Source organism: Ruegeria sp. AO1 (assembly GCF_056535985.1).
On the sequence record NZ_JBQFJC010000001.1, the window covers coordinates 2,077,508 to 2,102,596 of the forward strand.

At 57.8% G+C, this 25,089-nt stretch carries 26 protein-coding genes; 12 read left to right on the top strand and 14 right to left on the bottom strand.

Annotation, left to right across the window (positions count from 1 at the left end; all coding sequences use genetic code 11):
- The first annotated feature begins 227 nt into the window (after window positions 1-227).
- Window positions 228-1,076: an SDR family NAD(P)-dependent oxidoreductase gene (locus tag ACR3FB_RS10270; protein ID WP_480564054.1), complete on the top strand. Its 849-nt coding sequence runs from the start codon at window positions 228-230 to the stop codon at window positions 1,074-1,076.
- Window positions 1,077-1,337: 261 nt separating this feature from the next.
- On the top strand, window positions 1,338-1,592 hold the full coding sequence (locus tag ACR3FB_RS10275; RefSeq protein WP_170553092.1) for a hypothetical protein: 255 nt from the start codon (window positions 1,338-1,340) through the stop codon (window positions 1,590-1,592).
- A gap of 72 nt (window positions 1,593-1,664) precedes the next feature.
- Here the strand turns inward: ACR3FB_RS10275 and ACR3FB_RS10280 are convergent, their stop codons facing one another.
- Window positions 1,665-3,035, bottom strand: coding sequence for a DNA-packaging protein (locus ACR3FB_RS10280; protein WP_480564052.1), 1,371 nt, complete (start codon window positions 3,033-3,035; stop codon window positions 1,665-1,667).
- Window positions 2,944-3,288 (bottom strand): hypothetical protein, encoded by a 345-nt coding sequence (locus ACR3FB_RS10285; protein ID WP_480564050.1) that lies wholly within the window; start codon window positions 3,286-3,288, stop codon window positions 2,944-2,946. The genes ACR3FB_RS10280 and ACR3FB_RS10285 overlap by 92 nt, the downstream gene beginning before the upstream one ends.
- 414 nt (window positions 3,289-3,702) lie before the next feature.
- On the opposite strand from ACR3FB_RS10285, the gene ACR3FB_RS10290 reads away from it, so the two are divergent.
- Together ACR3FB_RS10290 and ACR3FB_RS10295 are read left to right on the top strand one after the other, a co-directional pair.
- A complete protein-coding gene (locus tag ACR3FB_RS10290) occupies window positions 3,703-5,208 on the top strand; it encodes a peroxidase family protein (protein WP_480564048.1) in 1,506 nt (501 codons plus the stop codon).
- A gap of 319 nt (window positions 5,209-5,527) precedes the next feature.
- Window positions 5,528-6,784: a DEAD/DEAH box helicase gene (locus ACR3FB_RS10295; RefSeq protein WP_480564046.1), complete on the top strand. Its 1,257-nt coding sequence runs from the start codon at window positions 5,528-5,530 to the stop codon at window positions 6,782-6,784.
- A 43-nt stretch (window positions 6,785-6,827) separates the two neighbouring features.
- On the opposite strand, the gene mltG is transcribed toward ACR3FB_RS10295, so the two are convergent.
- The 7 genes from mltG to fabD all read right to left on the bottom strand — a co-directional run bounded on the left by mltG (window position 6,828) and on the right by fabD (window position 13,151).
- Complete coding sequence (mltG, locus tag ACR3FB_RS10300; protein WP_170676447.1) at window positions 6,828-7,985, bottom strand: endolytic transglycosylase MltG; 1,158 nt, start codon at window positions 7,983-7,985, stop codon at window positions 6,828-6,830.
- Complete coding sequence (gene fabF / locus ACR3FB_RS10305) at window positions 7,986-9,251, bottom strand: beta-ketoacyl-ACP synthase II (protein WP_480564044.1); 1,266 nt, start codon at window positions 9,249-9,251, stop codon at window positions 7,986-7,988.
- Between the two features lie 191 nt (window positions 9,252-9,442).
- Entirely contained in the window at window positions 9,443-10,186 is a 744-nt protein-coding gene (locus tag ACR3FB_RS10310; RefSeq protein WP_170676451.1) for a 1-(5-phosphoribosyl)-5-[(5-phosphoribosylamino)methylideneamino] imidazole-4-carboxamide isomerase, read from the bottom strand.
- A 124-nt stretch (window positions 10,187-10,310) separates the two neighbouring features.
- Entirely contained in the window at window positions 10,311-10,850 is a 540-nt protein-coding gene (locus ACR3FB_RS10315) for a GNAT family N-acetyltransferase (RefSeq protein WP_480564042.1), read from the bottom strand.
- Between the two features lie 139 nt (window positions 10,851-10,989).
- A complete protein-coding gene (locus ACR3FB_RS10320) occupies window positions 10,990-11,223 on the bottom strand; it encodes an acyl carrier protein (protein WP_008756330.1) in 234 nt (77 codons plus the stop codon).
- 209 nt (window positions 11,224-11,432) lie between these two features.
- A complete protein-coding gene (fabG, locus tag ACR3FB_RS10325) occupies window positions 11,433-12,170 on the bottom strand; it encodes a 3-oxoacyl-[acyl-carrier-protein] reductase (protein WP_170374037.1) in 738 nt (245 codons plus the stop codon).
- Between the two features lie 42 nt (window positions 12,171-12,212).
- Window positions 12,213-13,151 carry an ACP S-malonyltransferase gene (fabD, locus tag ACR3FB_RS10330; protein WP_480564040.1) on the bottom strand — a complete coding sequence of 313 codons (939 nt, stop codon included), beginning with the start codon at window positions 13,149-13,151 and terminating at the stop codon, window positions 12,213-12,215.
- Window positions 13,152-13,325: 174 nt separating this feature from the next.
- Here fabD and ACR3FB_RS10335 point away from each other — a divergent pair, with 174 nt between their 5' ends.
- On the top strand, window positions 13,326-14,552 hold the full coding sequence (locus ACR3FB_RS10335; RefSeq protein ID WP_480564038.1) for a cytochrome b/b6 domain-containing protein: 1,227 nt from the start codon (window positions 13,326-13,328) through the stop codon (window positions 14,550-14,552).
- A 59-nt stretch (window positions 14,553-14,611) separates the two neighbouring features.
- Here the strand turns inward: ACR3FB_RS10335 and ACR3FB_RS10340 are convergent, their stop codons facing one another.
- Both ACR3FB_RS10340 and ACR3FB_RS10345 read right to left on the bottom strand, forming a co-directional pair.
- Window positions 14,612-15,184 carry a YceI family protein gene (locus ACR3FB_RS10340; protein ID WP_480564036.1) on the bottom strand — a complete coding sequence of 191 codons (573 nt, stop codon included), beginning with the start codon at window positions 15,182-15,184 and terminating at the stop codon, window positions 14,612-14,614.
- Between the two features lie 130 nt (window positions 15,185-15,314).
- On the bottom strand, window positions 15,315-15,833 hold the full coding sequence (locus ACR3FB_RS10345) for a hypothetical protein (RefSeq protein ID WP_480564034.1): 519 nt from the start codon (window positions 15,831-15,833) through the stop codon (window positions 15,315-15,317).
- Window positions 15,834-16,117: 284 nt separating this feature from the next.
- Here ACR3FB_RS10345 and rpsF point away from each other — a divergent pair, with 284 nt between their 5' ends.
- The 6 genes from rpsF to ACR3FB_RS10375 all read left to right on the top strand — a co-directional run bounded on the left by rpsF (window position 16,118) and on the right by ACR3FB_RS10375 (window position 19,878).
- Window positions 16,118-16,471, top strand: coding sequence for a 30S ribosomal protein S6 (rpsF, locus tag ACR3FB_RS10350; protein WP_068332653.1), 354 nt, complete (start codon window positions 16,118-16,120; stop codon window positions 16,469-16,471).
- A 27-nt stretch (window positions 16,472-16,498) separates the two neighbouring features.
- Window positions 16,499-16,726 carry a 30S ribosomal protein S18 gene (gene rpsR / locus ACR3FB_RS10355; RefSeq protein WP_005608650.1) on the top strand — a complete coding sequence of 76 codons (228 nt, stop codon included), beginning with the start codon at window positions 16,499-16,501 and terminating at the stop codon, window positions 16,724-16,726.
- A gap of 12 nt (window positions 16,727-16,738) precedes the next feature.
- Window positions 16,739-17,359: a 50S ribosomal protein L9 gene (gene rplI, locus ACR3FB_RS10360; RefSeq protein ID WP_170640804.1), complete on the top strand. Its 621-nt coding sequence runs from the start codon at window positions 16,739-16,741 to the stop codon at window positions 17,357-17,359.
- A 149-nt stretch (window positions 17,360-17,508) separates the two neighbouring features.
- Window positions 17,509-17,994 (top strand): transglycosylase SLT domain-containing protein, encoded by a 486-nt coding sequence (locus ACR3FB_RS10365; RefSeq protein ID WP_170466117.1) that lies wholly within the window; start codon window positions 17,509-17,511, stop codon window positions 17,992-17,994.
- A gap of 220 nt (window positions 17,995-18,214) precedes the next feature.
- Window positions 18,215-18,916 carry an autoinducer binding domain-containing protein gene (locus tag ACR3FB_RS10370; protein ID WP_170374044.1) on the top strand — a complete coding sequence of 234 codons (702 nt, stop codon included), beginning with the start codon at window positions 18,215-18,217 and terminating at the stop codon, window positions 18,914-18,916.
- 107 nt (window positions 18,917-19,023) lie between these two features.
- Entirely contained in the window at window positions 19,024-19,878 is an 855-nt protein-coding gene (locus ACR3FB_RS10375; protein WP_480564031.1) for an acyl-homoserine-lactone synthase, read from the top strand.
- Window positions 19,879-19,972: 94 nt separating this feature from the next.
- On the opposite strand, the gene tig is transcribed toward ACR3FB_RS10375, so the two are convergent.
- The 3 genes from tig to ACR3FB_RS10390 all read right to left on the bottom strand — a co-directional run bounded on the left by tig (window position 19,973) and on the right by ACR3FB_RS10390 (window position 24,565).
- Entirely contained in the window at window positions 19,973-21,304 is a 1,332-nt protein-coding gene (gene tig / locus ACR3FB_RS10380; protein ID WP_170666493.1) for a trigger factor, read from the bottom strand.
- 184 nt (window positions 21,305-21,488) lie between these two features.
- Entirely contained in the window at window positions 21,489-22,613 is a 1,125-nt protein-coding gene (locus ACR3FB_RS10385; RefSeq protein ID WP_480564029.1) for a porin, read from the bottom strand.
- Between the two features lie 308 nt (window positions 22,614-22,921).
- Entirely contained in the window at window positions 22,922-24,565 is a 1,644-nt protein-coding gene (locus ACR3FB_RS10390; protein ID WP_480564027.1) for an NAD(P)H-hydrate dehydratase, read from the bottom strand.
- 169 nt (window positions 24,566-24,734) lie between these two features.
- Between ACR3FB_RS10390 and ACR3FB_RS10395 the strand changes: the two genes are divergently transcribed.
- Window positions 24,735-25,073, top strand: coding sequence for a P-II family nitrogen regulator (locus ACR3FB_RS10395; RefSeq protein WP_170325301.1), 339 nt, complete (start codon window positions 24,735-24,737; stop codon window positions 25,071-25,073).
- The last annotated feature ends 16 nt before the right edge of the window (window positions 25,074-25,089 follow it).

Genomic DNA, 25,089 nt, shown 5'->3' on the forward strand with positions numbered 1-25,089 from the left:
CTGCCGCTGCTCTGCCCGGCTTGTTGAAAGGAGTTATGTCGGAAAGACGTTTAAGCCTTGGGAATGGGGCGTACGGAGGGTGAGCAACATAAGCCCCCAAAATCATCTGTCGTCAGAGTAGTAGACAGAATTGTTGATGAGCTTGATACTCTATTGAGACAACCTTTGATACATTTGGATGACCATTTCAAATTTGCGAAGTTTCATGAATCGGGAAGGAACGCAATATGTTCAACGAGGCAGTGAAAAATGGTGGCGTCGCGGTTGTTACCGGGGCAGCAAGTGGGGTCGGGCGCGCTGCCGCACTACGGTTTGCGCACGCGGGTTTGGGCGTCGTTCTGGCAGATCTACCCGGAGCACAACTTGACGCAACAGTTCAAGAAGCACGTCAATTGGCCTCCGCTAACGCACCTATTGAAGGCATACCGACTGATGTAACGTCAGATGAAGAGGTAAACAGACTTGCCGATCTCGCATTTGAGATCGGTCCAATTGCTGCTTTGATGAACAACGCGGGGATTAGTCTGCCGACAACCGCTTGGTCGGAAATGGAAAACTGGCAGCGGCTTTTGCAGGTGAATTTTTTCGGCGTTCTACGAGGTGTGCAGGCCTTTATGCCTCGCATGGTCGAAGCGAACCGCCCTGCTTTAGTCATAAATACCGGCTCGAAACAGGGTATTACAACACCGCCGGGCAACCCCGGCTATAATGTCACCAAGGCCGCGGTCAAAGTGCTCAGCGAACAATTGGCTCATGAGTTGCGAGAAGCCGGAGCGCCAATTTCTGTTCACTTGTTTGTGCCAGGTTTTACATACACTGGTATGATTGCGTCTTTCCTCCCGGAAAAACCGCCCGCGGCTTGGACCAGTGAACAAACAGTTGATCACTTGTTCAGTCGAATGGCCAACGGTGATTTTTATATCCTTTGCCCGGACAACGATGTCGACGAGACACGCGATCGACGTCGAGCACAATGGGCTATTCAAGACATTACCAAAAACCGCCCTCCACTCTCTCGCTGGCACCCCGATTACGCAGAAGCATTTGCTAAATTCGAGAAAACTGGTGAGCAATAAATAAAGGCACCACGCCCGAGGCCGCCGATACGCCCCCGCGGGCCCCACCATCAACTCGTGCAGCGCCCTGTCCGGCGCGTCGAGCCGGTCGTGCGAGCCTTGCCCTGAACCCAACATGGCCAATTGTAAGAATTGGCCGCTCTTTGAAGATTGAACCAAATTCCTTTTCAGTCGCAGCCAAAGTCTTTTGAATTCATGCCAGACATGTTGTTTGCGTCTCATTTGCCCCCCACGTGCGCTTCGAATGCATGAGGCCAGACGATGAATGAAAAAGACCCTGTCCCGCCCATCTACTACGATGCGCACGATATCTGGACAAATGAACCTACCGCTGCTGACAAACACGTCTACGAGGCGTTTGCCTCAAGCGTAGTCAATCTTGTGCAGGTGCTTGATGACTACAAAACAATGATGTCACCGGATGTCTATGCAAGGCTGTTTTCTTCGCTGTTGGCGTTGTCCCGATTGCTCGGTGAATATGAGGATAGTTGGAGCCAAGGGAAGCCGATGTCTTGAACCTGAGTGCATCCAACAAGCGATCAGTCCGCTATGCAAAATGCGATTGTTGGCAAGCACACTTCTTAAAGCTCACAAACTCCGCACCCTTGGCCGCCGATACAATCCTGCAGGCCCTACAATCAACTCATGCAGAGCCCAGACCAGCGCGTCGGCGCGGTCGGGTGAGCCTTGCCCATCGAACCCGCGCGCAGTCATCTGGCACATCTGCTCTTCCAACGCGTCCAGGCCAATCACGTGGCCCACCCGCCCCTGCTCGTACAACGCCGCCACAGGCTCGGCCCGCGCGACCTTACCGCGAGAGGCTCGCACAGCGCGGAACGGGACCAAAGGGTCCACCTGCCGCACGACCTCTTCCACCAGTTGCCCGCCCTGATTGACCTCGGCCACCAACCGCTCGGCCCCAAATTCATCCATCGCGTCAATCGCCGCCTGCGCCCAGCCCGCCGGGCCGACGCCCTGCACCGTCCGGTCGGCCAGCACATAGGCGCGCCACTCCTCCGGCGGACCTTGTAGTTGTGCGCCCGCGACCACGATCCCACAGGCATCCGCATCCGATCCCGCCGTTACCGCCGGGTCCAGCGCTACGACCACCCGGTCCAGTTCGGGCAAATGCGCGCAACGCACCGCCTCCAACATCGAGCCCGTCCACAACGCCCCCTCGGCATCCGACAGCAGCACCCCATCCAACTCCTGCCGCCCCAGCCGCGTGCCTGCGTAACGCGCACGCACCTCCTCCAGGAAAGACGCGGCTAGATTGGCCCGGTTCGCCTCAGTCGGCGCATGGGTTTGAACGGTGGAGGGCGACGCCAGCAACAGTTTCAGAACCTTCACATTTCGCGGCGTGGTCGTTACACAAACCCGAGGTTGATCCCCTAAACGCAACGCGAATTGCAGCATATCCCAGGTCTCACTGGCCTTTTTCCATTTGGCCAACTCATCCACCCAGGCCGCATCGAACTGAGGGCCGCGCAACCCCTCGGGATCATGCGCTGAAAACGCCTGCGCCTCGGCCCCGTTGGGCCAGATCAGCTTGCGTTCCGAGGCTTTCCACAAGGGCCGTCGATCGGACGGCGAACATTGCAAAATACCGCTATCGCCAAAAATCATCACATTACGCACCTGATCAAAGGTCTCACCCACCAGAGCCACACGAGACGCCGCGCCTTTGTCCAACGGCTTGGCCCCTTCGACCATCGAGCGCACCCATTCAGACCCCGCCCGCGTCTTGCCCGCCCCGCGCCCGCCCATGATCACCCAGGACCGCCAGTCGCCTTTGGGGGGCAACTGATGCGGCAGCGCCCAGAACTCGAAAAGGAAAGGGAGGGCACATAGCCCCCCCTCCCCGATCTCACTCAGAAATCTGTCCTGCACCGCAACAGGTGCGGAGGCGAGCCAGCCTGCACCCGACCTCGAACCGAGCTCGGTCAAGGTCGAGCGCATATCCACCTTGGGCAATTCCGGCTTGTCTGTGATGTTGTTCGACAAAGCTTGTCTCCACTTTCTGGCAACTGCGGATCAGCCCCTCTAGCTGGCCGAGTTGCTTGCCTGTTCCGGCAAGGTCTGCATCCTCCCCGGCTCCGATCTGCTGGCGCAGTTCTTCCGCTGTATGGCGCAGATCGCGAATGGACCTCTCGAGCGACTGCAACAAGTCAGCCGTCTGGGAAATCCGCTCTTCCGGGTTAATCAAAGTCATGTTTGCCTGTGACCTCATGCGTGAGTTTTCTCCGCACGAGAGAAATGAAAAAACGGCCACCGGGTCGCCCCGGGGCCGTTGCCCACTTCTTCTAGCATGGCACAACTTATACGATAATGAGTGCGCGGCGTCAAGTTTGTGCGCAACGGGTCGCAACGCCTAAACCGTTCTGTAGATTAAGCTTTTCAAAACCCTCCGCGAGCGTTCTCCTGCGCGAACCACCTTATCGATAGAAAAAACCCACCAATACAGCTCACATATGCAGATTAAACACAGACTTATTTCCCAATTACGTTTCCTTTTTTGAGAAAAAGAAGGAAATTGGTCCTCATTTGTGCTATTTTGACCATTATGCTCATCATTTTGTGAGCATGATTCAACCTAGAACGAAGTTGTTTATTTTTTGGAGTAGTTATGTCACGCCAACCCCATGGGCTTAGCCGATATGAAACGCTGGTAAAAGAATGCGCGGATACCCCACGCCCGCCGCTGCCGGATACGTTTGGACGAATCGGACATCGCAACCCTCTCTCAGGTATCGCCCCAGGCGGTGAGCCTTTTGATACCGCCGATGTCCTCGCCGCGTTTGATGCAGCGGTTGACTCTATGAAAGATGCCAATGACCCACAGGGGCATGACGTCGCCGCCGGTATGACCTTCTTCGGTCAATTCGTCGACCACGATGTAACGCTGGACGCAACCTCAGCCATTGGGACAGTTATTGATCCAGCCACCATTCGCAATATCCGCACCCCAACACTGGACCTCGATTGCGTTTACGGCGATGGTCCCGAAGCATCACCGCTCCTTTATCACCCAGACCATCACGGTTTCCTTCTTTTTGGCAACGCTGACAATCATCTCGATCTTGCCCGAACCAAACAAGGTACAGCGCTGATTGGCGATCCTCGTAACGACGAAAACCAAATCGTTTCGCAATTGCAGGGCGCTTTTATCTGCTTACACAACATCGTCATGACAGCCTTGGAGGCAGACAGTGGCATGGCGCGCAAAGCCTTGTCCGGCATCTCAGCGGCAGCCATGCATACCTTCAAGAAAAGCGAGGAGCCTTTCCAGGTTGCACGCCGTATTTGTCGGCTGCACTATCAATATCTCGTAGCCCATGATTTGCTTCAGGCATTCGTCGACGCCCACACTCTAAAACATGTGCGCGATCACCTCGAAGGCGGGACACTTCCAAAGCCTTTCAAAGTTGACTCTCCGGTTATGCCGATAGAATTCTCCGGCGCTGCTTACCGCTTCGGACACGCAACAGTGCAATCCAAATACCAACTCAATCATGACAATCTGGATTTTGACCTGTTCAAGCTAGGACGGCCCGAGTTCTCCTTCCGGCCGTCAAACCTGAACATTCATTTCGAGAAATTGTTCGACTATCCCGGTCAAACTGCAGGCACGCGTGCGCGACCCATTGGGCGCAAAATGGCGCAATCCATTTTCGCGCTCCCCTTCATCAGCGGCACGGCCGATATCGGCGGCGCCACAATGTCCGAAGATCAAAACCGCAAACTTCCCTTGCGCAACCTGCTGCGCGACCGCCTCACGTTAGAGCTTGCCTCAGGTCAGCAAATGGCGCGCAAGATGCATGTGCCCGAACTTGACGCTCCGCCTGAGCTGTCAGACCACGGCGTCACCAAAACACCGCTGTGGTACTACTGTCTGCAAGAGGCTGAAGGTCATGGCGGACGACTTGGGCCGGTGGGCGGCACGATCGTCGCGACGGTACTGCTACGACTTCTGTATCTTGACCCGGAAAGCCTGGTCTGCTCGACCCACGGCTTTAAGCCGTGGAAAGAACTTGGTGCAGATGATGACGGCACATACTCGATGGGTCATATGCTGAAATTCGTTGAAGCCAATCGCGATAGCATCGCCCATGCGGGGGATCTTCGCACCTAAATCTACCATGCCCTGATCCGGTAAGTCGGATCAGGGTTTTCGCGCGACCAAGGAACCATCACTCACAAGCCTTGACAATTCAGTTGCCACGCATCATGTGCCTCTGACCAGCGCTGACGCGTGAGCCTCGGCGGGCACCATCTGCCCCACAGCGCCACAGATTTTTCCAGTTCCCCATCACGCAGGGTTCTTAACGCGACGACCAGATAGAGCAGGATTCGCCTGCCTGTCCCGAGGTCCCGCTTGACCCTATCGGTCGCGAATGCGGCCCATCACGACTTGCCCGTTGGCGAATGCTGCGGGCGGCAAAGGATAAATATTGTTCGACTTCGATATGCTGGGCCTTGCACCAGCGCTCAACGATGCACTGAAAAGTGCGAATTTCTCACAGCCCACGCCGATCCAGAACCAGGCGATCCCGCTGGCTCTAAACGGGCATGATATTCTGGGGCTGGCGCAGACCGGTACCGGCAAAACGCTGGCCTTTGGCCTGCCTTTGATTGATCACCTGCTAAACCAACCCGGCAAACCTGCGCCCAAAACGGCCAAGGCTCTGATCCTCGCGCCCACGCGCGAGCTTGTGAACCAGATTGCCGACAGCCTGCGCGTTCTAACCGGCAAGACCAAATTGCGCGTGGCAACTGTTGTGGGTGGTCAGTCCATCAACAAACAGATCGCCTTTCTGGGCCGCGGCACAGATATTCTGGTGGCCACGCCAGGGCGTCTAATCGACCTGATGGAGCGGAAGGCCGTCGACCTTGGGTCGGTTCGCCACCTTGTTCTGGACGAAGCCGACCAGATGCTGGATCTTGGCTTCATCCACGCGTTGCGCAAAATCGCGCCTGCTCTGGGCACGCCGCGTCAGACCATGCTGTTCTCGGCCACGATGCCAAAGCAGATGGAAGAGATCAGCCGGGCTTACCTGACCAATCCGCAGCGGGTGCAAGTCTCGCCTCCAGGTAAAGCGGCGGACAAGATCACGCAATCGGTTCACTTCGTCACCAAACCCGAGAAACCTGGCAAACTGCGTGAGATCCTGTCGCAGGACACCGACGCCCTGACCCTTGTCTTCTCGCGCACCAAGCACGGGGCCGAGAAGCTGATGAAGGGGCTGGTTGCCGATGGCTACAACGCAGCCTCGATCCACGGCAACAAAAGCCAGGGACAGCGTGACCGCGCCATCAAGGCCTTCCGCGCCGGAGAGATCAACGTGCTGGTCGCAACCGATGTCGCCGCGCGCGGGATCGACATTCCCGGTGTGGCCTATGTGATCAACTACGACCTGCCCGAGGTGCCCGACAATTATGTCCACCGCATTGGCCGTACGGCCCGGGCCGGTCGCGAAGGCGAGGCGATTGCGTTCTGCTCGGCGGAAGAGGTCGATCTGCTGCGTCAAATCCAAAGGCTGATGAAGATCGACATCCCGGTTGCCAGCGGCACACAGCCCGAACCTGTTGAGGCGGAACGTAGCGGACGCCGCCAGAACAATCGGCGTTTCAAGCCGAGATCGGCGAACGGAAGTGCGAAGCCCGGGCAAAACAAGCACCGGCGCCCCCGTCGCAAACCCGCGGCCTGATCAAAAAAACAGCGCCGAAAGCGGCGCTGTTTTTCGTTTTAACTTAGTTGCCCGAGTTTCGTTCGGCCTCAATCTCGCGCCATTTCGCGACATTGCGGTTATGTTCCTGCAACGTCTCGGCAAAGGCATGACCTCCAGTGCCATCCGCAACAAAGAACACATAGTTCGTGTTGTCAGGCGCAACGGCTGCTTCGAGGCTCGCCAGACCGGGGTTGGCGATCGGGGTCGGTGGTAGCCCGTCGATCTGATAGGTGTTCCAAGGTGTTGGCCGGTTCAACTCGCTGCGCCGTAGGCCACGTCCCAACGTTCCCTGCCCCTTGGTGACGCCGTAGATCACCGTCGGGTCTGTCTGAAGGCGCATGCCTTGATTCAGACGGTTCACAAAGACGCTGGCGACCTGGCCCCGCTCTCCGGGAACGCCCGTTTCTTTTTCGATGATCGAGGCAAGGATCAGCATTTCCTCAGGGCTTTCCAGCGGCAAACCCTCTTGGCGGTTTTCCCAGGCAGCATTGATCCGAAGCTGTTGTTTGTCCTGCATCGCTTTCAGGATGTCGTTGCGGTCCTGACCGGCAGCGACATCGTAGCTGTCTGGCGCAAGCGAGCCTTCGGCAGGAATCTCGGAAATCTCGCCGCTCAGCGCTTCAAAACCCTTCAACGCCTCAACCACCTGCCACGAGGTCACGCCTTCTGCGAGTGAAACACGATAGCGCGTGTCTGCCTCTTGGCGCTTCTCCTGATAGGCCGCCGGGGATTCTTCCTCGGCCATATCAAACTCGGCGATTTCGTCGAATTCCAGCGTGGCTGGGTTCAACTCACGCACGCGAGTCTGAGCGCGGGTCACGCCGATGCGGTATTCGATCTCCGAACCGCAGGTGCTCGCGCCGCTGCTGGTGATCTCGTAGATGATCTGCTCCATCGACGCGCCTTCACGCACCAAAAAGCTGCCTGCTTTCAACTGCTGCGCCCGGTCGGTGTAGTCAGCGGCCATGCGAAAGATCGTGGCGTTGGTGATCGCGCCCTGGTCCTCAAGCTCGCGGCTGACCCGCGTCATGTTCGAACCGCTTTCCACCCGCAGGCAGATCGCGGTTTCCAGCGGGCCTTCTGACTGATACTGGGTCTGGCCCCAAAGGATCAGACCGCCCACCAGAAACAGGCCGACCACCAGGATGGTCAGCGCGTTCGATGCAATGGCCCGCCACATTTAACTGGCCTTTCCGAAGATCACGCTGGCATTGGTGCCACCAAACCCAAACGAGTTCGAAAGGGCCACGTTGATCTCACGCTCGCGCTTTTCGTTCGGAGCTAGATCAATCGGTGTTTCAACCGCCGGATTTTCGAGGTTGATGGTCGGAGGAGCCACCTGATCGCGGATCGCAAGGATCGAGAAGATCGCCTCAATCGCGCCTGCAGCCCCGAGCAAGTGCCCCGTGGCCGATTTGGTCGAAGTCATGGTGGCATTCGCTGCATGGTCACCCAACAGACGCTCAACAGCACCCAATTCGATGGTATCCGCCATGGTCGAGGTGCCATGCGCATTGATGTAGTCCAGATCTTTCGGCTCCAGCCCAGCGCTGCGCAGAGCGGCTTTCATCGAACGCTCAGCCCCGTCGCCATCCTCGGACGGTGCGGTGATGTGATAAGCGTCGCCCGACATGCCGTAGCCCAGAACCTCGGCATAGATCTTCGCGCCACGCGCCTTGGCGTGTTCATATTCTTCCAGAATGACGATGCCTGCGCCTTCACCCATGACAAAACCATCGCGGTTAACGTCGTAGGGGCGGCTGGCTTTCTTCGGATCGTCTGCATATTTGGTCGAAAGCGCCTTACAGGCGTTGAAACCTGCGATGCCGATCTCGCAGATGCAGCCCTCGCCGCCACCGGCCACCATGACATCGGCGTCGCCCGCGCGGATGATGCGGCTGGCGTCCCCAATCGCATGGGCACCTGTCGAACATGCTGTCACGACCGAGTGGTTCGGTCCCTTGAACCCAAACCGGATCGACACCTGACCGGACGCCAGGTTGATCAGCGCGCCGGGAATGAAGAAGGGCGACACACGGCGCGGGCCTTTGTCACGGATCAGATTTGCTGTATCCGCAATCGAGCCCAGCCCACCAATGCCAGAGCCGATCAGAACGCCAGTGCGCAGGCGATCTTCCTCACCCTCAGGGGTCCAGCCTGCATCCTTGCACGCCATCTCCGCTGCGGCGATCGAGTACAGGATAAAGTCTTCGATCTTGCGTTGTTCTTTCGGAGGCATCCAGTCATCGGGGTTGAACGTTCCGTTTGTTCCGTCCCCACGCGGCACCTCGCAGGCATAGGTCGTAGTGACCCCGCTTGCCTCGGCATCGAAATGTGTGATTGGCCCTGCGCCGGACTCTCCGTCCAGCAGACGCGACCAGGTTTCCTCGACTCCGCTGGCCAAAGGAGTGACCAACCCCAGACCGGTTACGACGACTCTGCGCATGAAGTGCCTCTTGCCTGCTTACTGTTATGCGAACCGCTCATACCCCGGCCCGGGGTGCGGGGGCAAGGGCCACGCTCCATTCCCCGTCTGCATCTTGCGGTTTCAGCTTGATTTTGGGCGAACCTGCGCCTGCAAATCCCCCTCGCCCTGCTGACATCGCAGGGCGAGAGAGAGTTTCATTTTCGGTTCCGTTACTGGAACTGCGCCACTGGCTCATGCGCGCCAGCCGCTACGCCCAGAGCGTCGGACAGATCGACTGTTTTCCGGAACAAAGCTCGGCCGACAATCGCGCCAGCAATGTTCGGGATGTAGGACAGGCGCGAGATATCGTCCGCAGTACGCACCACGCCACTGGCTATGACCGGCGTTCGCGAATGCTGCGCCAAGCCGGAGATCAGGCCAAGCTGCGCTTCGACATCTTCCATGTCGCTGTCAATGTCCGTCACAACGATGGCTGCGAAAGGCGTGCCGTCGAAGGCGTCAATGAACGCCTCGGGAGTGAACGCGCTTTGGCTACGCCAGCCGTCGGTCATGACAAAACCCTGCCAGACATCGACCGCAAGAACGATCTGATCCGGGTAGAGCTTCGCAAGCTCTTTTACCAGGTTAGGGTCCCGCGCCGCAAGCGTCCCGATGACAACGCGGCCTGCGCCCTTGTCGATCCAGTATTCGACCTGCTCGCGGTTACGCATACCACCGGCCAATTGCACGGGGATCTCGGCCGACCGAATGATCTCTTCCACCAGTTCATGGTTGGTGTCGCGGCCTTCTACGGCATCGAAGTCTGTCAGATGCATCCACTCGGCCCCGGCCTCGGCCCAACCCCGCGCGGTTTCGACCGGGTTCACATGCCAGATCATCGCATCCTCCAGACGCCCTTTGTCCAAGGTGACGCAGCGACCGTTCTGAAGTTCCATTGTGGGGTAGATTCTCATGAGCTTTCTCCTCCGCCCAAGCGCCCTAAAGTCTCATTGTAACATACACGCTCACCTTCGAGCCTGCTGCGACCAGGATCGGCATTGTTTGCGCTGTTTGCGGCATTGCAGTGTGTTGGCGGTATTATGCCCGCGCCGGAGGACCGTTGCGGCGAAGCAGATGGACAGGGGTGCCGTTGTACTCGGCCTCCCGCATCACGACATAGCCCAGCTTTTTCGCCAGCTTCTGCGACGAAGCGTTGGCTGCGTTCACCATCGCCACCAATCGGCCCGGCATGATCCGATCAAACCAATCATGGGCGGCCTGCGCGGCCTCATATCCCAGACCCAGCCCCTGTGCTTCGGGGGCCATAACCCAACCGGCTTCGGGATAAGTGTCGAAATCCTCGCCCATTGCACGGTTTCCATAGAAGAATCCGGCTTGCCCGATCAGCTTGCGATTCGATTGCTGTAGCACACCCCATTGCCCGAACCCGGCCATCTGCCAATGCCCTGCATTGCGCAGAAACGAGTCCCAGGCCTCACCGCGCGACCGCGGGGTGCCACCGATATGGCGCGTTACACAAGGGTCGCGCCAGATCTCGGCGAACCGTTCAAAATCCTCAGGGCGCATCGCACAGAGTGTCAGACGCGCCGTATTTATCATCGGGGTGGATCTTATCATGTCCTGCCCACCTTGAATTGTGCCTCAGTGGAAACAGTGCGAATCGAAATCGCCTCGTGCAACCCTGAATTTAACGCAGGCACAAAAAAGCGGCGCCTCCGTTGCCCGGAAGCGCCGCTTTTCTATCAGTACGATACGTTTAGGACGCTTCGCTGATGAATTTGACGGCGTCACCAAAGGTTTGGATGGTCTCGGCTGCGTCATCAGGGATCTCGATGCCGAACTCTTCTTCGAAGGCCATGACCAGTTCAACGGTGTCCAGGCTGTCTGCGCCCAGGTCGTCGATGAACGAAGCGTTTTCCGCTACTTTGTCTTCTTCAACACCCAGGTGTTCAACAACGATCTTCTTCACGCGATCTGCGACGTCGCTCATGTCTATTCCTCATTCTTTCTTCAGGGCGATCCGCCCGGTTCTGCCCTTGCCCGCTCGGGATGGACTTGTTTTGCCCGTTCCGGGCGGTTTGGCTCCCGGCTGTCCGGGAAAGTCGAGGGCCGACCAAAACGACCGGCCCCAGCATAGATGCGCCGCCTATAGCATAGTCGACGCGCAAGGCAAACGCTTTCGCACCGCCTTGGTTGCGGTCACAACATGGCCATGCCGCCGTTCACATGCAAGGTTGTTCCGGTCACGTATCCGGCCTCGGGGCTGGACAGGTACAGAACAGCGGCCGCGATTTCCTCAGGGTCGCCCATTCGACCAGCCGGAACTTTCAGCAACAAACCTTTTTTCTGCTCGTCCGTCAGCTTTTCCGTCATCGCCGTCGTGATAAAGCCAGGGGCCACTGCGTTCACCGTAATCCCACGCGTTGCGACCTCATGCGCCAACGCTTTCGAGAACCCGATCATCCCCGCCTTGGAGGCCGCATAGTTCGCCTGCCCCGGATTGCCGATCGCAGCCACAACGGACGAGACATTCACGATCCGGCCCCAACGCGCCTTCATCATGCCGCGGATCACGCCTTTGCACAGCTTCATGGTCGAGGTCATGTTGACGTCAATCACGCTCTGCCATTCCTCGTCGGACATGCGCATGAACAAGTTGTCACGTGTGATACCCGCGTTGTTGACCAGGATATCGACCGAGCCCATCGCCTCGGCTGCCTGTTTTGGCAGGGCCTCGACGGCTTCGGAGTCGCTCAGGTTGCACGGCAGCACGTGGGCGCGTTCGCCCAGTTCGTCGGCCAGTTTCTGCAGCGGTTCAACCCGCGTGCCGGACAGACCGACCGAGGCACCCGCGCCGTGCAGAGCCCGTGCGATATCGCCTCCGATACCACCCGAAGCACCAGTGATCAGCGCGTTCTTACCTGTCAAATCAAACATTCTATTTCCCTCGTGAGGCGCCCCGAAGGCCGCGTTCTATGCTTACGATTCGGCCCGAACGGCCTTTTGAACATCCTCGGGCGTACCAACGGCCTTGCCTGCAATTGCGCGGTCAATTTTGCGGATCATACCCGACAGAGCCTTACCCGCGCCAATTTCCCATGTCTCGGTGACACCCTGCGCCGCCATGTATTGCACGCTTTCCCGCCAGCGGACCGATCCTGTGACCTGCTCGACCAGCAATTGGCGGATCAAATCGGGGTCTGTGACCGCCTCGGCCCGCACATTGGCGATCAGAGGAACGGCCGGTGCCTTGATCTCAACGGCGGCCAGTGCCTCGGCCATCACATCCGCAGCGGGTTGCATCAGCTCGCAATGGAACGGAGCGCTGACTGGCAGCATAACCGCACGCTTTGCGCCCTTTTCTTTGGCAATCTCAGCCGCGCGTTCCACGGCAGCTTTTGCGCCGGACACCACAACCTGAGTCGGGTCGTTGTCATTGGCCGCCTGACAAACCTCACCCTGCGCGGCCTCTTCAGCCACAGAGCGCACGGCATCAAGATCCAGCCCCAAGATCGCAGCCATCGCACCTTCGCCCACCGGCACGGCGCTTTGCATGGCTTGTCCACGGGTCCGCAACAGACGTGCGGTATCGGCCACCGACAACGCACCAGCTGCAGCAAGTGCGGAATACTCACCCAATGAATGCCCGGCCACAAAAGCGGCATCGGTGACCGAGACGCCTTCGGCCTCAAGCGAGCGCATCGCCGCCATCGAGGTCGCCATCAGCGCCGGTTGCGCGTTCTGCGTAAGGGTCAGATCGGCAATGTCGCCTTCCCAGATCAGCTGGCTCAGCTTTTCGCCAAGCGCGTCGTCCACCTCTTCAAAGATGGCCTGAGCTGCCGGGTATGCCTCGGCCAGAGCCTTGCCCATGCCGATGGTCTGGGCACCCTGCCCTGGGAAAACGAACGCGCGTGTCATTGCAACCTCTTGGATGACGTTAGGTTGCGGCGGGGTGTAAACCGTGTGAGGACGCGGCACAAGTAGGGCCTGCGCTCTGCATTCGGGCACCATATCTGTGCGCGGGTCGGGCTTGTGCCGAATCCCTCTGGCTTTAGGTTCAAGTCAGACAATCGAATCCGGAGCGTGCAAGAGATGCCCTCGACCAATACCTTTTCAAGCTATGGCAGCGTGACCAAAACCTTTCACTGGTTGACCGCTTTGCTGATCCTGACCGCCCTGCCCTTGGGCTGGTTTGCCAATGATCTGGCGCATGCCATCTACGACCCGAACATCCCGACCAGCGAATCCGATATCGCGCGGGCCGCAACGCTGTTTTCCCTGCATAAAACGATCGGGGTCACCGTGTTCTTCGTGGCGCTGGCGCGTATCCTCTGGGCGCTGACCCAAACCAAACCCGGCCTGCTTAATGCGGACAACAAGCCCGAGGCTTTCGCCGCTGAGACCGTTCACTGGATGCTCTACGCTTCGCTTGTTCTGGTGCCCTTGACCGGCTGGATACACCACGCCGCGACCGAAGGCTTTGCACCCATTTGGTGGCCCTTCGGCCAAAACCTGCCCTTCGTGCCCAAATCCCTCTATTTGTCCGAGGTGACGGCAAACCTGCATTGGCTGTTCATCTGGGTTCTTGCCGGGTCGCTGGCGCTGCACATCGCGGGTGCGCTGAAACATCACGTCGTGGACAAGGACAGCACCCTGCGACGGATGCTGCCGGGACGAGCTGACGCGCCCGAACCTCCAACGCAACACCACTCACCCGTACCTGCATTTGCAGCCTTGGCCATCTGGGGTGCCGTTCTGGTCGGCGGCTGGTCCATCGGAGTGTTCGAGGATCACGCAAAAGGCGCCGTGGACGCGGCCGAGCTTGGCGATGTGCAATCCGACTGGAACGTCGAAGAAGGCACCCTTGCGATCACAATCTCGCAGTTGGGCAGCCCCGTCACCGGCAGTTTCAACGAATGGACGGCCGCAATCGCTTTTGAAGACCCCGCCCAACCGGGCCCTGCGGGATCGGTGGATGTGACCATCGCCATCGCGTCGCTCAGCCTCGGGACGGTCACGGACCAAGCCATGGGCGCTGATTTCTTCGACAGCGCGCAATTCCCAACAGCCCAGTTCAAAGCCGACCTGTTCAAGACAGATACAGGCTACGAGGCCCGAGGCCCCCTGACCATCCGAGACAAATCGGTGGACGTCATACTGCCCTTCTCCCTGCAGCTCGAGGACGACACGGCAACCATGTCCGGCGCATTGGAGCTGAACCGCATGGCGTTCGATGTGGGCACGTCCCAACCGACCGAGGAGTCTCTGGGCTTCAACGTTACGGTCTCCGTTGACTTGACGGCGAAACGCTCAGAATGAAGAGAAACCGCCGGGGGTTTTGGCCCCCGGCGGTTGTGATCCAAAGGATCAGCGCAGATTTACTCGGCTTTTTGAGCCTCGACAGAGATCTGCACCTGAACTTCATCGCTGACGAAGGGCGCGAACTGGCCCAGGTCGAACTCGCTGCGCACCAGCGTCGTTGTTGCGTCGAAGCCAGCCCAGGGCTTGTTTGCCATCGGGTGACTGTCAGCCTTGTTCAGCTTGGCGTCCAGAACAACCGATTTGGTAACGCCGTTCATGGTCAGGTCACCGGTTATATTGGCGGTGTTTTCGCCGGTCACTTCGATCGAGGTCGAAGTGAACGTCACCAGGTCCCCCTCGGCGGCGCCAAAGAAGTCCTCGGTCATGAAGTGATCTTCACGCGGCTTCCAGCCTGTGAACATCTCCAGAACCGGCATGGAGACCGAAACGCTCGACGCGGCGGGGTCTTCTTGATCGAACATGATCTCGCCTTCAAAGCCCGAGAACATGCCGTAAGTGGTCGAGAAACCAAGGTGATCGTAGCTGAAAAGTACCTGGCTATGGCTGGGGTCCAGAACGTATTTTTCGGCGCTGGCGAAAGCAGTGGTTGCCGTAAGGGCAAGCGCGGCAGCAAGGAGGGTGGATTTCATGACTGTCTCCGGGTTTGTGGACTATACGCAAACATAGTGCGTTTGCTCGGAAACAAAAATGTGCTGCCCAAGGGCAGCACACAAGTCTTTTTGATTCACAATTTCTGTGCTTGGTTGAACAGAATAAATCTCAGGCAAAAATTGTTACACTTTGGCTGAGTTGCCCCTTCAGCGCTCGGCTGACATCCGCCGATTGCAGAGGCAGTTTCATCAACAGGCTGCCGTCAACATCGAACAACTGCACCTCGTCATCCTCGAACTTTGCACCACCTAGGCTGTCATAGCTGCGACGCAGAACGGTCTGAGGGCGTCCGTTTTCATTCTTCTGCAGCACGCGTACCTCGCGGCGGATCGGATCAAAATAGGCATCCGGGCGGCTGTCCATCACTTCGATCGTCAACAGGCTTACGCCAACGATCAAAAACACCATCGAGGCCACCATTTTGATCGGCCAAACCTCGGCTCCCAACATCGAACCGGGCATCAGCCACATCGAAAAGGCGGAAACGATCAGGAAGGCTCCGACGGCGCGCGCCAGAACCAGCCGTGCTTCCCAGTTCGCTTTGAACGTGATCATGACCGGAACGGAATGCTCAAAGCTCGTACCCGTAGTTTTATTGTCGAGCGTATTTGTCTGAATCGCGGTCATAACATCCATACCCTTATTAAGGTTACCGTCGTAAGTCTGTGCTATCCGGTTATTTCCGGGTTGCTTATCAACTTCGGGGCGAAAAGCGTCAGGAATTGGGCGCAGCAGTGGAAATTGGGCGACTTCACAGAGGCATATGTGGCAGGGCTTGCCCCGCCCGCTCAAACGTGTATACGGGGCCATCCTTCGCAAGAGATATGAATCGCGCAGCCTCTCGTGGCAGGGTCGCGAAGGACCAGATGGCCCCGCCTTTGAAATGCGCCTTGATATAAACAGGAGTGCACATGCCACTGTATGAGCATGTAATGATCGCGCGTCAGGATCTGTCCAACGCGCAGGCAGAAAGCCTTGTCGAACATTTCGGCACCGTTCTGGCTGACAACGGCGGCAACGTCGTCGAAAGCGAGTACTGGGGCGTCAAGACGATGGCTTACAAGATCAACAAGAACCGCAAAGGCCACTATGCCTTCCTGAAAACCGATGCCCCTTCGGGCGCGGTACAGGAAATGGAACGCCTGATGCGCCTGCATGACGACGTTATGCGCGTTCTGACCATCAAGGTCGACGAGCATGCCGAGGGCCCCTCGGTCCAGATGCAGAAGCGCGATGAGCGCGAAGGCCGCCGCGAGCGCCGCTGATCAACGCCTGACGAAAGGACATAAACCATGGCCGCAAAACCATTTTTCCGCCGCCGCAAGGTCTGCCCGTTCTCGGGTGAGAACGCGCCGAAAATCGACTACAAAGACACCCGTCTGCTGCAGCGCTACATCTCTGAGCGTGGCAAGATCGTACCTTCGCGCATCACCGCCGTTTCGGCGAAAAAGCAGCGTGAACTGGCCCGTGCTATCAAGCGCGCCCGCTTCCTCGCCCTGCTGCCCTACGCTGTGAAGTAAGGAGAGACTGACATGCAAGTTATCCTTCTGGAACGCGTTGCGAAACTGGGTCAAATGGGCGACGTCGTTGACGTTAAGCCCGGCTACGCCCGCAACTTCCTGCTGCCCCAAGGCAAAGCCCTGAGCGCATCGAACGCCAACATCGCGTCGTTCGAAGCCCAGAAAGCGCAGCTGGAAGCGCGCAACCTGGAAACCAAGAAAGAAGCTGAAGCGCTGGCTGAAAAGCTGGACGGTCAGCAGTTCATCGTGATTCGCTCGGCATCGGATGCTGGCGCTCTGTACGGTTCGGTCACGCCTCGTGACGCCGCAGACGCTGCGACCGAAGCAGGCTTCACCGTCGACAAGAAACAGGTCGTTCTGGTCGCTCCGATCAAAGAACTGGGCCTGCACGCGGTTGCAGTTCGCCTGCACCCCGAGGTTGAAGTCGAGATCAAGATGAACGTTGCTCGTTCGGAAGAAGAAGCCGAACTGCAGGCATCGGGCAAATCGATTCAGGAACTGGCTGCTGAAGAAGAAGCCGCTGCTGAATTCGAAATCGCCGAACTGTTTGACGACATCGGCTCGGCCGCGTCGGAAGACGAGGATCTGGCGCCCGAGGCCGCTCCGGCGGACGAAGACGAAGCCAAAGCCTGATCTGGCTGACGCAACAAGATTGAAGGGCTGCGCTACTCGCGCGGCCCTTTTTCGTATCGGAACCAGCAAAATTCAGCCAAATTTTAAAGCTAAGGTTGCGACAAGACCCGTGATCCATATGATCGCCGCCTGAAGTTCGGAGTAGTTTGATGGCCCTATTCTCACGTCGCAGCATTATCGCTTTCCTTGCGCTGTCTGCCCTCGCCGCGTGCAGTGGTGCGGAGGTTTCACGCGGTGACCCTGATCCCTTCGATCCGCCGCTCTACCCCAACGAAACGCCCGAGTTGAGGGCCTCTATCAACAAATGGGCCGATCACTACGAACTCCCCCGAGAGCTGGTCCACAAACTTGCGATACGCGAAAGCACGCACAGGCCATGGGCTGTAAATCGGCCGTATTACGGGCTTTTGCAGATCCTGCCCGCTACCGCACGTTCGATGGGATACAAGGGAAATGCCCAAGGTTTGCTGGACGCAGACACAAATCTTGAATACGCAGGCAAGTACCTGAAAGGTGCTTGGATGCTGGCGGACGGAGATCAACAACGCGCGATTTTCCTTTACGCCAAAGGGTTTTACCCCGAAGCAAAGGCGCGCGGAATGCTCGTAGAAACAGGGCTACGACCCGCGCCCTAGGCCCTGTGCGCTGTTAGCAGTTTGGGCAAAATAGTGACAAAAATGCTCTATAGCTTGAAACAACACGCCAAAAGCTTAGACATTTCCTGCATTGACTTGTCATGTTTTGAATTATGTGATGTCCTGATTGCCGTGAGGTAAGTTGGGTTCCACTCTAGGTAAATTGCAAGTCCGGCCACACCACCGGATTTCAAGATAAGCCGCAGGTCGTAGGCGAAAGATGGAGATCGTTGATCTGAGCACTCTGCCGGACTCAGAAACTCGGTACACCGAGTTTCTGAAGCAGGTGTGCGAAAAACACGATATGGACCACGCCGCCTACGCTGGGATGAACCCCGCTGCAGGCAAAGTCGCTGGCTTCGTGACCTATGATGATGCCTGGAACGAGCACTATCAAAAGCAGGGTCTGGTCATGATTGACCCGACACTTCACATGGCAAAACGCAGCATCGCCCCCGTTGATTGGAGCCGCTTGGAACGCAGCCCCGACTTCCAACGCGTATTCCGCGATGCACATGATTTTGGCTTGTCTAATCAAGGTGTTACGATACCGGTTCGCGGCCCCTACGGAGATATCGGGTTCCTGAGCGCGACGCGGGATTGCTCCAAAGAAGAATGGCGCAAGCTATATACTCATGTGATCAGCGATCTGCAGTCCATGGCCGTGCATATCCATGACAACGTGGTGACCTCGGATGAGCTGACAGGTGCGCTTTATCACCCGAACCTCTCGACCCGCGAGGCCGAGATCCTGCAATGGGTCGCGGCAGGGAAATCTCAGCAGGATATCGGCGACATTCTGTCGATCTCGCACCGCACGGTTGAGGTTCATCTGCGCTCCAGCCGCGAAAAACTGAGCGCTTTGACGACGCCACAGGCCGTTGGACGAGCGATTGCGATCGGGCTTATCACCCCGGGATAAACACAAAAATCACACAATTCGGCCAAAATACGGGAAACCCCCAATAGAAATCTCCCTTCAAACAGGTAACGATCGGTTTACCGAACAACCACTCGAAGGGGGAAACCATGATCATCGTAGTAGATGGGCTGAACAGACACCAATTCAGCGACGTTCTTGACGAAATGTTTGAACTGCGCGCGCGCGTTTTCGGCGATCGCTTGGGCTGGGACGTCAAAATCGAAGACGGCAAAGAGATTGATGAATTCGACCATCTGGATCCTGCATACGTAATCGGACTCGACGACGGGGGGAATGTCGTCGCAGCCGTGCGTGCCCTGCAGACCACCGGACCGCATATGTTGTCGGACGTGTTCTCGGCCATTCTGGATGGTGAACCTCCGATCCGCAGCGCGACCATGTGGGAATCCACCCGCTTCTGCGTCGATACCCAACGCCTGAACCGCGGCAAAGATAAGAACTCGGTATCTTACGCAACCTGTGAGTTGATGATCGGCTCGCTGGAATATGCGAAGAACGCCGGTATCCAGGACATCATCACCGTGATCGACCCGATCATGGATCGGGTGCTGAAACGGTCGAACTGTGCGCCCTATGACTATGTGGGTAAAACCGTGCCGATGGGTAAAGTCTCGGCCCTTGCCGCCCTTCTGGATTGCACCGATGAACGTATCGACGCCATTCGGGACTTTGCCGGCATCAAAACCAATGTCTTCCTGGAAGAAGACAAGGCGCTCGAGCTGTTCAACAGCAAGAAGCTGGTTGATCAGAACCCTGCAAATCGCGACCACAAACCACTCACAGAGCTTGAGAAATACTTTGTGGAGCAGATGAACGCAGCGCGGACCGAGGCCGAACGGCAAGATGTTCTGAGGCTCATCGAGACGCTCTCCAACACCTTCACGCCAGAGCAGAAGACCGCTCTGCTACATACCCCCCGTGCTTTTGCTCATGAGGCCTGACCCCCTCACCTCATAGTACAAAGCCACCCTAGCGGAGTCGCCCTGATCAGGCGGCTCCGCTTCTATTTTGGCGCCCCTAAATGGGGGAAGAGGATTATTCCTCTTCCAATGCCTCAACGGCTTTTTGCAGGTCGTCCTTGCTGACTTCTTTGTCAGATACCTGAGCCAGTTCGAACACGTAGTCGACGACCTTGTCTTCGAAAATCGGCGCGCGCAGCTGCTGCTGCATCTGTGCGTTCTGCTGAACGAACTCAAAGAACTGACGCTCCTGACCCGGGTACTGACGCGCCTGGTTCATGATCGCCTGAGTCATCTCGGCATCGGTAACTTCAACCTCGGCCTTCTGACCCAGCTCGGCCAGCAGCAGACCCAGACGCACGCGGCGTTCAGCCAGTTTGTTGTGCTCATCCGAAGGCTCGATCTCGCCGTGGTCGTGGCCTTCCACATCCGGGTTTTCCTCGTGGAACAGCTGGTGTGCGATTTGCTTGGCTTCGGCTTCAACCAGCGACGGAGGCAGGTCGAACGACACTTTGGTGTCCAGCGCGTCGAGCAGACCACGCTTCATGACAGCGCGTGCAGCACCGGCATATTCGGCTTCCAGACGCTCAGAGATCTGGGCCTTCAGGGCTTCCAGATCCTCGGCACCGAATTTGGTTGCCAGTTCGTCGTTGATCTCGGCTGCAACCGGCTCTTTCACTTCTTTGATGGTGCAGGTGAAGACAGCGTCTTTACCGGCCAGATGCTCGGCGCCGTATTCCTCGGGGAAGGTGACGTTGACGTCTTTTTCTTCCTCGGCTTTCACGCCAACCAGTTGCTCTTCGAAACCGGGGATGAAGCTGTTCGAGCCCAGAACGAGCGGGTAGTCCTCGGCCGAGCCACCTTCGAATTCTTCGCCATCAACCTTGCCAACAAAGTCGAACACGATCTGGTCGCCGTCCTTGGCTTTCGAACCCTTGCGGCGCGCTTTGAAGTCCTGCGCGGTTTCGGCCAAGTTGTTCAGCGCTTCTTCGACGGCTGCGTCATCAGCTTTGACGACCAGCTTTTCCAGCTCAACCGATTTCAGGTCAACTTCCGGGATTTCAGGCAGCGCCTCGTAGGACATCGCGACCTCGACATCGTCGCCTTCTTTCCAGTCCTCGTTGGTCATCTTGACCTCGGGCTGCAGCGCAGGGCGGTCGCCGCTGTCTTCAAAGTGCTTGTTCATCGCACCGTCGATGGTTTCCTGCATGGCTTCGCCTAGCAGACGCTGGCCAAACTGCTTTTTCAGCAGCGCCATCGGCACTTTGCCTTTGCGGAAACCCTTCATCTCGACTTCGGGCTGCGCTTCGGTCAGCTTCTCGTTGACCTTGTCGTCCAGCTCGGCTGCGGTCACAACGATGTTGTAGCCGCGTTTCAGACCTTCGTTCAGCGTCTCGGTAACCTGCATTATGGTAGTCCCCATAGGATTCGGGGCGCGCAAAACGGCGCGCCGGGCAAATTTGACGCCTTCTATTTGCCCAGCCGCCCACGTGCAAGGGGGCAATGCCCGGATCACCCCGGTTTTACCGTCTTCAACAGCAAAAAAACGCCCCAGCTGGAACCGGAGCGTTTTGTGAAACATCTATCGCTGATCAGAACTGCCAGCGCGCGCCCAAGACCCAGGCTTCGTTCTTGTCGAACGACGTCCCATCTTCGAAATCGTGGTTGCGGTATTTCAGGTATGCATCCGTGTTGATCGAGTCGATCCGCTGCACGACAGCAATACCCCATGCTTTGGTGTCCGACCCATCATTGTTGAAATCTGACCCATCGTAGTAGTCGATGCCCACACCGGTTTTACCCCAGGCCACCCAGTCGCCCTCGTATGCTATTTTTGCGTACCAGAAGCTTGGATCCGATGCGCCACTTGCGGTGTCGTCCCGCGACCCTGCAGCAGCGGTAAAGCTAAACCCGCTGGGCAGCAGAACCGAGGCAGACCCTATGGTATCCTTGCGCTCACCCGATACATTGTCGAAGTCTCGCACTGCATAGGCCACGCTGGCAGCAAACTCGACGCCACCGGCAAAGGTGTTGTTATACGCGATCGCAAAGTCGTAATACGTGTCATCGTCGCTGCTGGAGAGCGCGTTTTCACCATAGGCGATAGCTGCACTGAACCCGTTGAAGTCAGGCGTATCGTAGCGTACGCGCGTCCGGCGGCCACCGTCGAAGTTGCTGCTGGAGTCACCGACCGTAATGTCGCTGAGTACCCCATCGGTTCCGCGATAGAAGAAGCCCGAGTTCTCATCGTTGGTGAACGAATAGAGCGCCGTTCCAACATAAGACAAGTCCGTCTCAGCCGCCCCGTCCGAAGCCATGCTGCCCTGCCCCGCCGAGAACTTACCGTAGCCGCCCTTCAGCGCGAAATCCACGTGACGGATATCTTCCCGCGTCCAACCGCTGAAATCCGTACCCAGCTGGTTCCATTCGCTCGAGTTTGGCAGTCCTAGTCCGGTTTCGAGCCGAAACGTAAACTCGTTGTCACCGTAAGGCTGCATAAGGCGCAAGCCGACACGGCTGTTGGACAGGTCGTTGTCCAGCAAACGTGTCTCGGTGTCTTGTCCGTCGTCAACTGAGATCAGCGCGGGGTTGAACTGTCCGTAGAGCTCTACATATCCGCCGCTATTGTTTTCGTATTTCAGCTCAGCCGCAGCCGGAATGGCCGTGGTCGCCGCCAAAATCGCGGCAACAGACGAGGTTTTCAGGTTAAGGGTCATGTCACTCACCTTGAAAGGGTTTATTATTAGGTCTTGCTCACATGCTCACCACACCGAGCCGTTCCAATGGGGCGCGCCCTACGCCAAAAGAAGGTGGCGAATCCGCAACAGAATATCTTGGTGCAATCAAGATAAGTTCTTTTAATTCAATCATATAACTGCCTTCCCGCGAAAACAACGGGCTGCCCCCAAGAAAAATCTGACAGCTTCTCATGAGTGCAGCAAATAGCCGCTATGCGCACAGGGAAATTCCTGTAACGGACGCGCGATCAGATGTGATTTTCGCATCCCGGTCGCGCAAGACGCTTTTACATATTCATACACTTATAAACATCAGGCAAGACCTCAGGCAGGTCTTCAGCGATTAATCCGGGACCGAACCGACGCGCGCATTCCACATGAAGCCACACCGCCGTCTCCGCCGCATCCATCGCGTCGAACCCCCGAGCCAATAATCCGGTGATGAAACCGGCCAACACATCCCCGGACCCGGCCGTCGCCAGCCAAGGGGCCGCGCGCTCATACTGCGCCGAGTGAACCGAACACCGCCCGTCCGGGGCGGCGATCACCGTATCTGGCCCTTTGAACAGCACTACGCAGCCTGCGCGCTTTGCAGCCTCACGCATTGCATCTACCTTAGAGAACGCCGGTCCTCGGGTCGGTGAGGCCGAGAGCTTATCGGCAATATCAGGAAACAGCCGCGCAAATTCGCCGCCGTGAGGCGTCAGAACACAGCCTTCATGCAGCTGACCGAACAAGGCCGAGGGGTCTTCGGCAAATGCCGCTAGCGCATCCGCGTCCAACACCGTCGCGCGCTTCGCCGCGAGGGCAACAGGTACCAGATCCGCCGCCCGCTCAACACCCATTCCAGGACCAAGACACAAAGCGTTAAGTCGATGATCCGTCAGAATGCCGCGCAGGTCATCGCCCCCTTCGACCCGCTTCATCATCAGGGCCGTGATCTGAGAGGCCACCTCCATCTGCGCTGAGGGCGGAACACCCAATGTCACCAACCCTGCCCCAATCCGTAACGCCCCCCACCCCGAAAGTCGCGCGGCTCCGGTTTTTCCAAACCCACCCGTCAGAATCAAAGCATGCCCATGCGCGTATTTGTGGCCTGGCGCCCCCTTCCCTAACTCCTCGCCAGACGGCTGCTGAACCGCCGTCACCACCTCGGGCGCGCTCGGCTCACCCTTAAGCCCGATATCCTTGACGACCAGCTTCCCGCAATAGGACGCTCCATCCCCCAGTACATGCCCAAGTTTGCGCGAATGAAACGTGACCGTAAGGGCCGAGTGGGCACACCTCCGACCATGTGCCGGAAACGCACCCCCCAATACCTTCCCCGAATCCGAGCAAAGCCCCGAGGGCAGATCAATCGCGACCGTCCGCGGTGGCATGATATCTGTACCGCACCCCTGCTGCCGCAAAGCCCACGCATCTGCTGCATCATCATGCGCCCAAAGGTGTTCCCAAAGCGCAGGATCGTCGATTGGTCGGGCCAACCCGGTCCCAAACAGCGCATCAATCGACACATCCGGGAGGTGCAAATCCTCGCCCCCCAAATCCGCCGCCGGGCGTGTTGGTCCACCCCACCGCTCATAGTTCGTCCGCGCGTCCTCAGGCAGTTTTGACGGGTCGCCAAACAAGACCACCTCAACCGCCCACCCCAACTGTCGAAGCAGCCGCGCCACCACAAACCCGTCGCCCCCATTGTTCCCGGGTCCGCACAGCACAATGGCGCGCAAGGGATCCGCTTCATCTGGCTGTAAATATCCCGGGGAGCTCGAGAGGCTGGCCACTCGATCCCTCAGCTCTGGCCATTCCTCGAAGATCGCGTCCACAACGCCCTGACCGGCGCGCTCCATCAGCTGCAGTCCGGTCACCTCGCCCGAGTCGATAGCCACGCGTTCCAGCGCACCCATCTGCGCAGCTGTCAGCAAATCAACCATCTCAAATCCTCACGCGATTCAATTTCGATTACTTTTTGTGCAAACCGATCAAAATTTGACCATGCGCCTTTTTTCAATGCACCAGATCACGCCGAAGCGCGCAATCGGATTGCTGCATCCCTTTAGACGTGATCACTGCACTTCAGACAACCATGCAAGGTGAGCCGGAATGAAAAAGATCGAAGCGATCATCAAGCCGTTCAAACTGGACGAAGTGAAAGAGGCACTGCAGGACGTTGGCGTCCAGGGTCTCAGCGTGATCGAAGTCAAAGGCTTTGGCCGCCAGAAAGGTCACACCGAGCTGTATCGCGGCGCGGAATATGTCGTCGACTTTCTGCCCAAAGTAAAAGTTGAGGTCGTACTCGACGACGATCAGGTTGACGCCGCGATCGAAGCCATCGTCTCGGCCGCGAAAACCGACAAGATCGGTGACGGCAAGATCTTTGTCTCACCTGTCGAGCAAGCCATTCGCATCCGTACCGGCGAGACCGGTTCGGAAGCCCTGTAACACACACATCTTCAAC

What these genes read in the sequence shown, in the direction of transcription:
- ACR3FB_RS10270 (WP_480564054.1), top strand. Translation starts at nt 228, where the DNA reads ATGTTCAACGAGGCAGTGAAAAATGGTGGCGTCGCGGTTGTTACCGGG.
- ACR3FB_RS10275 (WP_170553092.1), top strand. Translation starts at nt 1,338, where the DNA reads ATGAATGAAAAAGACCCTGTCCCGCCCATCTACTACGATGCGCACGAT.
- ACR3FB_RS10280 (WP_480564052.1), bottom strand. Translation starts at nt 3,035, where the DNA reads ATGCGCTCGACCTTGACCGAGCTCGGTTCGAGGTCGGGTGCAGGCTGG.
- ACR3FB_RS10285 (WP_480564050.1), bottom strand. Translation starts at nt 3,288, where the DNA reads ATGACTTTGATTAACCCGGAAGAGCGGATTTCCCAGACGGCTGACTTG.
- ACR3FB_RS10290 (WP_480564048.1), top strand. Translation starts at nt 3,703, where the DNA reads ATGTCACGCCAACCCCATGGGCTTAGCCGATATGAAACGCTGGTAAAA.
- mltG (WP_170676447.1), bottom strand. Translation starts at nt 7,985, where the DNA reads ATGTGGCGGGCCATTGCATCGAACGCGCTGACCATCCTGGTGGTCGGC.
- fabF (WP_480564044.1), bottom strand. Translation starts at nt 9,251, where the DNA reads ATGCGCAGAGTCGTCGTAACCGGTCTGGGGTTGGTCACTCCTTTGGCC.
- ACR3FB_RS10310 (WP_170676451.1), bottom strand. Translation starts at nt 10,186, where the DNA reads ATGAGAATCTACCCCACAATGGAACTTCAGAACGGTCGCTGCGTCACC.
- ACR3FB_RS10315 (WP_480564042.1), bottom strand. Translation starts at nt 10,850, where the DNA reads ATGATAAGATCCACCCCGATGATAAATACGGCGCGTCTGACACTCTGT.
- ACR3FB_RS10320 (WP_008756330.1), bottom strand. Translation starts at nt 11,223, where the DNA reads ATGAGCGACGTCGCAGATCGCGTGAAGAAGATCGTTGTTGAACACCTG.
- fabG (WP_170374037.1), bottom strand. Translation starts at nt 12,170, where the DNA reads ATGTTTGATTTGACAGGTAAGAACGCGCTGATCACTGGTGCTTCGGGT.
- fabD (WP_480564040.1), bottom strand. Translation starts at nt 13,151, where the DNA reads ATGACACGCGCGTTCGTTTTCCCAGGGCAGGGTGCCCAGACCATCGGC.
- ACR3FB_RS10335 (WP_480564038.1), top strand. Translation starts at nt 13,326, where the DNA reads ATGCCCTCGACCAATACCTTTTCAAGCTATGGCAGCGTGACCAAAACC.
- ACR3FB_RS10340 (WP_480564036.1), bottom strand. Translation starts at nt 15,184, where the DNA reads ATGAAATCCACCCTCCTTGCTGCCGCGCTTGCCCTTACGGCAACCACT.
- ACR3FB_RS10345 (WP_480564034.1), bottom strand. Translation starts at nt 15,833, where the DNA reads ATGACCGCGATTCAGACAAATACGCTCGACAATAAAACTACGGGTACG.
- rpsF (WP_068332653.1), top strand. Translation starts at nt 16,118, where the DNA reads ATGCCACTGTATGAGCATGTAATGATCGCGCGTCAGGATCTGTCCAAC.
- rpsR (WP_005608650.1), top strand. Translation starts at nt 16,499, where the DNA reads ATGGCCGCAAAACCATTTTTCCGCCGCCGCAAGGTCTGCCCGTTCTCG.
- rplI (WP_170640804.1), top strand. Translation starts at nt 16,739, where the DNA reads ATGCAAGTTATCCTTCTGGAACGCGTTGCGAAACTGGGTCAAATGGGC.
- ACR3FB_RS10365 (WP_170466117.1), top strand. Translation starts at nt 17,509, where the DNA reads ATGGCCCTATTCTCACGTCGCAGCATTATCGCTTTCCTTGCGCTGTCT.
- ACR3FB_RS10370 (WP_170374044.1), top strand. Translation starts at nt 18,215, where the DNA reads ATGGAGATCGTTGATCTGAGCACTCTGCCGGACTCAGAAACTCGGTAC.
- ACR3FB_RS10375 (WP_480564031.1), top strand. Translation starts at nt 19,024, where the DNA reads ATGATCATCGTAGTAGATGGGCTGAACAGACACCAATTCAGCGACGTT.
- tig (WP_170666493.1), bottom strand. Translation starts at nt 21,304, where the DNA reads ATGCAGGTTACCGAGACGCTGAACGAAGGTCTGAAACGCGGCTACAAC.
- ACR3FB_RS10385 (WP_480564029.1), bottom strand. Translation starts at nt 22,613, where the DNA reads ATGACCCTTAACCTGAAAACCTCGTCTGTTGCCGCGATTTTGGCGGCG.
- ACR3FB_RS10390 (WP_480564027.1), bottom strand. Translation starts at nt 24,565, where the DNA reads ATGGTTGATTTGCTGACAGCTGCGCAGATGGGTGCGCTGGAACGCGTG.
- ACR3FB_RS10395 (WP_170325301.1), top strand. Translation starts at nt 24,735, where the DNA reads ATGAAAAAGATCGAAGCGATCATCAAGCCGTTCAAACTGGACGAAGTG.